Raw genomic sequence first — 8160 nt, forward strand, 5'->3', positions numbered from 1 at the left:
AACTCGTTACAAAAACATATGAACAAGTCAATAACTCAAAAACGCCGCATCGCAGCATAAAAAATAAGCTAAAAATTGTTGACAGCGAGTATATCGGATGAACAGATGTTATCACGACAAACAGATGAACATTCGAGGAGACGGGATGTTGATCGAGGGAGGCGCTATGACATCTGTGCTCGCCGAGCTTGGCCGGGTTTCTAAAAGCTACGGCGGCGTGCCCGTGCTTAAGGGCGTGGATTTCGCGGTTCGTGCCGGGGAAATCCATGCGCTTCTGGGCGGCAATGGTGCGGGTAAGTCCACCTTGATGAAAATCCTCGCAGGTCTGGTCGCGCCGACGGCAGGGCGGGTCTCCATTGGTGGAGCGCCACTGCATCCCGCGACGCCCGCGCAGGCGCAGGCGATGGGGCTGTATCTGGTGCCGCAAGAGGCGCATATCTTCCCCAATCAAAGCGTTCTGGAGAATATCTGCATTGGCCTGCCGCGCCGGGCAGAGGCTTATCGCGCGCGCATTGGCGAGCTGATCGCGGATCTTGGCGTCGCGCTGTCGCCCGATGCCAAGGCCGCGACCCTCGAGATCGCAGACCGACAGATCGTGGAAATCCTGCGGGGCCTCGTGCGCGAGGCGAAGGTGCTGATCCTTGACGAGCCGACCTCGGCGCTTACTCCGCATGAGGTGGACACGCTCTTCGATCGAATGCGGGCGCTTCGCGCGACAGGTCACGGGCTCGTCTTCATTTCGCACAAGCTGCACGAGTTGCGCGCCGTCAGCGACCGGATCACGGTGCTGCGCGACGGCTATGTCGTGCACAGCGCGAAGATGGCCGAAAGCAACGATGCGGAGATTCTCGCCGCGATGAGTCCCGGTGTCGCGGCCCTGCGCGACCGCCGCGCCGACAGGACCCGCGCCGAGCGCAAGACGCTCGAAGTCGCGGGGCTACGGGGCGAAGGCTTTGTCGATATCTCTTTCGATGTGCATCACGGAGAAGTTCTCGGTCTGACCGGGGTCGTCGGGGCAGGGCGCACCGAACTGGCTGAAACCCTCGTCGGGCTGCGGCCGCTTGCTGACGGTAAAGTCGCACTCGAGGGCCGCGCTTTCGTCGCCCGGACACCGCGCGACGCGGTGCGTGAGAATGTCGTGCTGCTGTCCGAAGACCGGCAGCAATACGGGCTCTTTCTCGATGCGCCACTTTACTGGAATACCTCTTCGCTCGTGCATTATCTGCTGCCCTTCCTGCTGCGGCCTGGCACAGAGCGCGCGCGCTTCGAAGACTATCGCAAGACGCTTGGAATCAAATGCGAGACGGCGGAGCAGCCGGTGCGCAGCCTTTCGGGTGGAAACCAGCAAAAGGTTCTGCTGTCGAAATGCCTCGCCGCAATGCCGCGGGTTCTGATCCTCGACGAGCCGACGCGCGGCGTCGATGTGGGCGCGCGCAACGATATTTACGAACTGATCGAACAGCTGGCCGACGCAGGCACGGCGGTGTTGCTGATCTCTTCTGATTTCGACGAGGTCGTGCGCCTGTCGGACCGGATCGCGGTAATGGCGGGCGGGCATCTCGCCGGCGAGCTTCCGGGTGGAAGCAGCACCGACGAGATCGCCGAACTGGCCTTCGAATCCAAGGAGGCCGTCCATGCTTGAACGGATCGCCCGCGAACGTGTCGCGACCTTGTTCCTCGTCACGCTGATCGTGCTGTTGCTTGTCGGTGCGGCGGCGCCCGGGTTCCTCTCGGCGCGCACCGCTTCGATCATCTGGTCGAACGGCCTGGTGCTGATGCTCGTGGCGCTGGGGATTTTTCCAGTGATCCTGACGCGCAATATCGACGTCTCGGGCGGCTCGGTGCTCGGGCTCTCGGCGGTGACGCTGGGCCTGACGGTGAACGCAGGAGCGTCGCTCCCGGTGGCGATCGCGACCGCGCTTGGCGCGGGCGTGGCAGCCGGCGCGCTCAATGGCGGGCTCGTGGCGCTGCTTGGCGTGCCCTCCATCGTGGCCACGCTTGGCACGCTTGGCCTGTTCCGCGGCGTGATGCTGATCGCCACCGGCGGCGAGTGGATCGAGGAACTGCCGCAAGGGGTAAAAGACCTCTCCGGCAAGGGCTTCCTTGGGCTGTCGGCGGTGGGTGTCGTAGCGCTCGCGCTGATCGCGGCGGTCTGGTTGGTGCTGCGCACCCGGCGCGGGCGCTGGATCTTCGCGGTAGGTGACAACCGCGAGGCAGCGCGCCATCTGGGCCTGCCGGTGCGCCGGATCGAGTTTCTCGCCTTTGTCTGGGCGGGCGCGATGTATGCCATCGCGGGTATCGCCTTTGCGGCGCAGATCGGCTTCGTTCCCAATCAGGCTGGCTCGGGGATGGAACTGCGCGCGATCGCGGCGCTCGTGCTGGGCGGGATCAGCCTGCTCGGCGGCGTCGGATCGGTTGCCGGGGTTGTGATCGGCGTGATCTTCTTCACCTCGATCGACACCGCGCTCGTCTTCCTCAAGATCCCGGCCTACTGGAACGACCTCATCGGCGGAGCGATGCTGCTCGCCGTGCTGCTGATCGACGGTCGACTGCGGATCGCGCTGGAAGCGCGCGACCGCGCGGCGCGTTACCGCCGAGGCGAAACGCCCCCACCCAAAACCCGTGATCTGGAGGAAGCGGCATGAAGCGTCTCGTGATGCGCTGGGAGGTCCTGTTGCTCGGGCTTCTGGTCCTTGAGCTTGTGGTGTTCGGCGCCATCAACCCGCGCTTCCTCAAGTTGAGTTCGCTGCTCTATGGCACCTCGGATTTCGTGCATGTCGGGATCGTCGCGGTGCCGCTGACGCTCGTCATCATCGCTGGCGGGATCGACGTGAGCTTCGCCTCCACTGTCGGGCTCTGTGCGATCACTTTCGGGATTGCCAATTTCTTCGGGATGCCGCTTCCGGTTTCGCTTGCGGTGGGCTTCGCGACGGGTGCGCTCGCGGGGCTGCTGAACGCGACGATCATCCGGCTCACGCGGCTGCAACCGCTCGTGGTGACGCTTGGCGCGCTCTATATGTTCTCGGGCGCGGCAACGGTGCTCTCCGGCATCGTCGGCGCGAACGGCTATGACGGCATCGGCGGCTTCCCGGCGGCTTTCACCGGGCTTGGCTACCAGATGATCCTCGGCCTGCCGATGCCGCTTTTCGTGTTCCTCGCCTTCTCCCTCGTGATGCTTGTTCTGCTGCACGTCACGCGCTTCGGCCGGCTGGTGTTCCAGATCGGCCAAAACGAATCCGCCGCGCGCCACGCGGGCATGCCCGTCGCTCGGGTGCAGCTGCTGACCTATGTCATTACCGGGCTTGCCGCCGCGCTCGCGGGGCTGCTGCTGTCGGCCTATTTCGGCTCGGCGCGGGTCGATCTGGGCAAGGCGACGCTGCTGCCCGCGATCACCGCCGCCGTTCTCGGAGGCGCCTCGATCTATGGCGGTCAGGGCTCGGTCATCGGCACCATCATCGCCACTTTCATCATCGGTTACCTGCAGCAGGGCCTGCAGATGAGCGGTGTTCCCAGTCAGGTTTCCAGCGCGTTGTCCGGAGCGCTGCTGGTTGTCGTCGTCGCAATGCGCCACGGGGCGTCCTTGCTGCGCGAGTTCATTCCGGTGCGGCCGCGTCCGTCAGAATGACGCGTCCAGAGAGTTCAGAGGAGGAGAACTGAAATGCGTAAATCGACCAAATGGGTGATGGGCACCCTTGCGGCAGGGATGCTGATGGCCAATTCGGCCGCGGCCGAGGACATCGCCTTCATCCCGAAGCTTGTCGGGGTGGGCTACTTCACGTCGGGCGGCAAGGGCGCTGTCGACATGGGCAAGAAGCTTGGCGACAACGTCACTTATGACGGGCCGACCGAACCCAGCGTGTCAGGGCAGGTGCAGTTCGTGAACAACTTCGTCAATCAGGGCTACAAGGCGGTGATCCTCGCCTCGGTCTCGCCCGATGGCCTTTGCCCGGCGCTCAAGCAAGCGATGGCGCGCGACGTGCTGGTGATGACCTGGGACTCGGATGTGAACCCGGATTGCCGCTCCTACTACATCAACCAGGGCACGCCCGCGCAGTTGGGCGGCATGCTGGTGGACATGGCATCCGACGGGCTGAACGGCAAGGACAAGGCCAAGGTCGCCTTCTTCTATTCCTCGCCGACCGTGACCGACCAGAACGCTTGGGTCGCGGCCGCGAAGGAGAAGATCGCGAAGGAGCATCCGGGCTGGGAAATCGTGACCACGCAGTACGGCTATAACGACGCGCAGAAATCGCTTCAGACCGCAGAGGGCATCCTCAGCGCCTATCCCGATCTCGACGCGATCATCGCGCCCGATGCCAACGCGCTTCCCGCCGCAGCCCAAGCTGCCGAAAATCTGGACAAGGCTGGCAAAGTGACGATCGTGGGCTTCTCGACACCCAACGTGATGCGCCCCTATGTGAAGCGCGGAACGGTTGCGCGCTTCGGCCTGTGGGACGTGACCCAGCAGGGTGCGATCTCGGTGGCGGTCGCCGATCACGTGCTCAAGAACGGGCCGCTTCAGGTCGGTGACACGATGGATGTGCCCGGCATCGGCGAAGTGAAGGTCTCGCCCAACTCGGTGCAGGGCTACGATTATGAAGCCAAGGATAACGGCATCGTTTTGCTGCCCGAACGTACCGTGTTCACCAAGGATAATATCGACAACTTTGATTTCTGATCCCCCGTGATCTCACCTGGCGGGGGCGCGGCGACGCGCCCTCGCAAACATGTTGAAAAAGGAGCCTCCCATGCAATCGCGCTGGAACGACGCCGACGCCCATTCATTCGCTGAGGCTGCTGAAGCGGCAGGCCAACCCGCGGCACTGGGGCTGCGCGTCTATAGCTCGCGTCTGATCGGACAGAACCCCGAACTGGTGCTGCATGGCGGTGGTAATACGTCGGTCAAGATTCCCGATGCGCCGGGCGGAGCGATCATTCATGTGAAGGGGTCGGGGTGGGACCTCGGCGATATCGCAGCGCCGGGCCTCCCGGCGATGCGATTGGAGCCGCTGCTGGAGACGCGGTCCATCCCGTATATGTCGGACGAAGAGATGGTGGCGTTCCTGCGCAGCCAGCTGCTCGACCCGACCGCGCCGAATCCTTCGGTAGAGGCGCTGCTGCACGCCTATATGCCGCAGGCATTCGTCGATCATTGCCATGCAACGGCGATCCTCGCGCTGGCCGATCAAGAGAACATGGAGACGGTGGTGCGCGATCTCTATGACGGTCGGGTCGGCTTCGTGCCCTACGTCATGCCCGGCTACGCGCTCAGCCATGCGTGCAAGGATGCGCTTGCTCGCGACCCGCATGTGGAAGGCCTCTGGCTCGAGAAGCACGGGCTGTTCACCTTCGCCGAGACCGCGCGCGAGAGCTATGAGCTGACGATCGAGTTCGTTAGCGCCGCCGAAGCGTTTCTCGCGTCGCAAGGGATCACTGTGGAGGGTCCGCAGTCCAATGACGCGCCGGTCCCCGATGATCTGGCCTCCGCGCTGACCCGGGCCCTCGCCGCGCAGGGAGCGCTTGGCGCCGAGCCCGTGGTAGACTTCCGCACGACACCTGCGATCCGGCGCTATCTCTCGCGCGAGGATTTGTCGGAGCTGGCAATGCGTGGCACAGCGACCCCGGACCACGTGATACGTATCAAACCCTTCCCGCTGATCGTGGAGGTCGGGGACGATGTCGCGGCGATCGAGCGTAAGCTCGCGGGTTACGCCGATCGCTATCAGTCCTATTTCGAGCGCAACGCGCCCCATGCTTCCGAGCCGAAGACCATGCTCGATCCTGCGCCGCGCGCGGTGCTTGTGCCAGGCGAGGGGCTTTTTGCAGTCGGTGCGAACGAGAAAGCGGCGCGCATCGCAGGCGATCTGCTGGAGCAGACGGCGCGTATCGTGAACGCGGCGGAAGAGTTCGGGCGCTTCGCTCCGATTTCCGAGCGCGAGCTGTTCGACATGGAATACTGGTCCCTCGAACAGGCGAAGCTGAAGAAGTGAGGGAAAGCGTGAGCGCTTAAACAAAGGGCATTATTGGATAGTGCGACAAGCTTCGGTTGAGTGCTGGCCATGGACTTCGTGGCGAGTATCGACCTGAGATGAGCACCGTCAATGCAGCGAATGTCTGCTCTCGCCCAAAAACGACCGAGCCCTTGGCGCGGGCAACAGAAGTGAGAGCCCTCACGTTCGGCTCGTGTCGTTGGGGGCTGCGGGCGTCATGCCCGATTGCTGCCGGGAAATTTGGGCGGGTGAGGTTCTGCGCTCTGCTTGATCGCCCGTCCCTTGCGGCCGCATCCATAGGGCGTGCCCTCAGGGCGTCGCTCTTTTCGTTAGAGGAGAAGTCTAATGAACGACCGAGTAACGTTGGATGGCCTGAGGCGCATGCTGCGCTCTTTCTACAACATCGAGTCCATCTTCCGATTTTCCTGCGCGCTGAGCGAGAGATGGCGGAGATGGAGGCCGAGCTTGCGGCTGTAGAGTGGGCGAAAGCGATCCTTCGACTCGACGAGGATGAATGCCCTGATAGTCCGGGAACGTGATCCCCAAAGTGTTACGTTCGCGAATCTGATCCGGTCCGCAATTAGCTGGTTTCGCTATAAAAAAAGGAGAGTGGCTGGGGCGGTAGGATTCGAACCTACGGTGCGCGGTACCAAAAACCGGTGCCTTACCACTTGGCTACGCCCCAACTTGGGGGCTATCTAGCCAAGCTCGCGCGGGGCTTCAAGAGGAAAATCCGACAAATTTCGATTGCGCGTCATGCGCCGCTACGGCAAGCGAGGCGGCATGGAAAAATGCGATGTTGTGATACTCGGCGCGGGCGCTGCCGGGCTGATGGCCGGGATCGAGGCGGCGCGGCGCGGGCGGTCGGTGCGCGTGCTCGACCACGCACGGCGCCCGGGCGAGAAGATTCGAATCTCCGGCGGCGGGCGGTGCAACTTCACCAACCGGCTACTGACCCGGCAGAATGCGACCGAACGCTTCCTGTCGCGCAATCCCCGCTTCGCTCTCTCGGCGCTGTCGCGCTATACGCCTGCGGATTTCATTGCGCGGTTGGATGCGGCAGGGATCGCGTGGCACGAGAAACATCTCGGCCAGCTGTTCTGCGACGGGAAGGCTACGCAGATCATCGACCTGCTGCTGCGCGATCTGCGTGCGGCAGGGGGCGAGCTGTCGCTCGAGACCTCGATCGAGCGGGTGGAGCGCGAGGGCGACGGTTTCCTTGTGACGACCTCGCAAGGCCCGATCCGCGCGGCTTCGGTGATTGTGGCGACGGGCGGCAAGTCGATCCCGAAGATGGGGGCGTCGAGCCTCGGCTACGAGATCGCGCAGCGCTTCGGCCTCGAGATCGTCGAGACGCGCCCCGCTCTGGTGCCCCTGACCTTCGCCGAGCAGGATCTCGCGCGCACCGCGCCGCTGTCCGGCCTCGCGCGGCCCGTCGATCTGCGGCTCGGCAAGACGCATTTCGCCGAGGATCTGCTGTTCACCCATCGCGGGCTGTCCGGCCCTGCAATCCTGCAGATATCCAGCTATTGGCGCGAGGGCGACACGCTCAGGGTCGATCTCGCGCCAGGCGATGACATCGCGGCGGCGCTGGCTGAGCAGCGCGACGCGGCGGGCCGGCAGGCGCTGCACAATGCGCTTGCGCGGCATCTGCCGGAGAAGCTCGCGCAATTTGTGGTGGCGGAGGCAAAGCTCAAGGGGCGGCTGGCCGAGCAATCGAACAAGGATCTGGCCAAGCTCGACGATCAGATTCATCGCTGGCAGGTGCGGCCCGTGGGGTCGGAAGGCTATCGCACGGCGGAGGTCACGCTGGGCGGCGTGTCCACCGATGCGCTCCACGCGAAGACGATGGAAGCCAAGCAGGTGCGAGGGCTCTATTTCATCGGCGAGGTGGTCGATGTCACCGGCTGGCTCGGTGGCTACAACTTCCAGTGGGCCTGGGCGTCCGGCTGGGCGGCGGGGCAGGTGGCCTAGGCGGCCTTCCCTTCCTCTTGGGAGAAATATCCCGGGGGCCGAAGGGCGGGGGCAGAGCCCCCTCCCCGGGGCCGATCCCGGCGCGGCCGCTTCCTTACCGCCCGACCGCAACGTAATCGTCGAAGCCCGCCTTCCTGACGTCCTTCTCGGAGTAGATGTTGCGCAGGTCGGCCATGCGCGCGGTCTCCATCGTCGT

6 protein-coding genes and 1 tRNA gene are annotated in these 8160 nt (G+C 64.0%); 6 read left to right on the forward strand and 1 reads right to left on the reverse strand.

From position 1 onward, the window contains the following. Positions 1-166 precede the first annotated feature (166 nt). The 5 genes from lsrA (at position 167) to B6V75_RS11340 (ending at position 5990) form a co-directional block, all read left to right on the forward strand. Positions 167-1642 (forward strand): autoinducer 2 ABC transporter ATP-binding protein LsrA, encoded by a 1476-nt coding sequence (gene lsrA / locus B6V75_RS11320; protein WP_088719779.1) that lies wholly within the window; start codon positions 167-169, stop codon positions 1640-1642. Continuing rightward, positions 1635-2645 (forward strand): hypothetical protein, encoded by a 1011-nt coding sequence (locus B6V75_RS11325; protein WP_088719745.1) that lies wholly within the window; start codon positions 1635-1637, stop codon positions 2643-2645. Before lsrA ends, B6V75_RS11325 begins: the two co-directional genes overlap by 8 nt. Next, a complete protein-coding gene (locus B6V75_RS11330) occupies positions 2642-3625 on the forward strand; it encodes an autoinducer 2 import system permease LsrD (protein ID WP_088719746.1) in 984 nt (327 codons plus the stop codon). The genes B6V75_RS11325 and B6V75_RS11330 overlap by 4 nt, the downstream gene beginning before the upstream one ends. Positions 3626-3658: 33 nt before the next feature. Then, a complete protein-coding gene (gene lsrB / locus B6V75_RS11335) occupies positions 3659-4678 on the forward strand; it encodes an autoinducer 2 ABC transporter substrate-binding protein LsrB (RefSeq protein WP_088719747.1) in 1020 nt (339 codons plus the stop codon). 70 nt (positions 4679-4748) lie between these two features. After that, complete coding sequence (locus B6V75_RS11340) at positions 4749-5990, forward strand: class II aldolase/adducin family protein (RefSeq protein WP_088719748.1); 1242 nt, start codon at positions 4749-4751, stop codon at positions 5988-5990. Positions 5991-6600: 610 nt separating this feature from the next. On the opposite strand, the gene B6V75_RS11345 is transcribed toward B6V75_RS11340, so the two are convergent. Continuing rightward, positions 6601-6675 (reverse strand) — tRNA-Gln (locus B6V75_RS11345). Positions 6676-6773: 98 nt separating this feature from the next. On the opposite strand from B6V75_RS11345, the gene B6V75_RS11350 reads away from it, so the two are divergent. Then, the gene (locus B6V75_RS11350) at positions 6774-7964 is read left to right on the forward strand and encodes an NAD(P)/FAD-dependent oxidoreductase (protein WP_088719780.1); all 1191 of its coding nucleotides are present in this window, start codon (positions 6774-6776) and stop codon (positions 7962-7964) included. Positions 7965-8160: the final 196 nt, after the last annotated feature.

The sequence above is a fragment of the Thioclava sp. F1Mire-8 genome (assembly GCF_002213165.1).
In the GTDB taxonomy this organism is placed as follows: domain Bacteria; phylum Pseudomonadota; class Alphaproteobacteria; order Rhodobacterales; family Rhodobacteraceae; genus Thioclava; species Thioclava nitratireducens.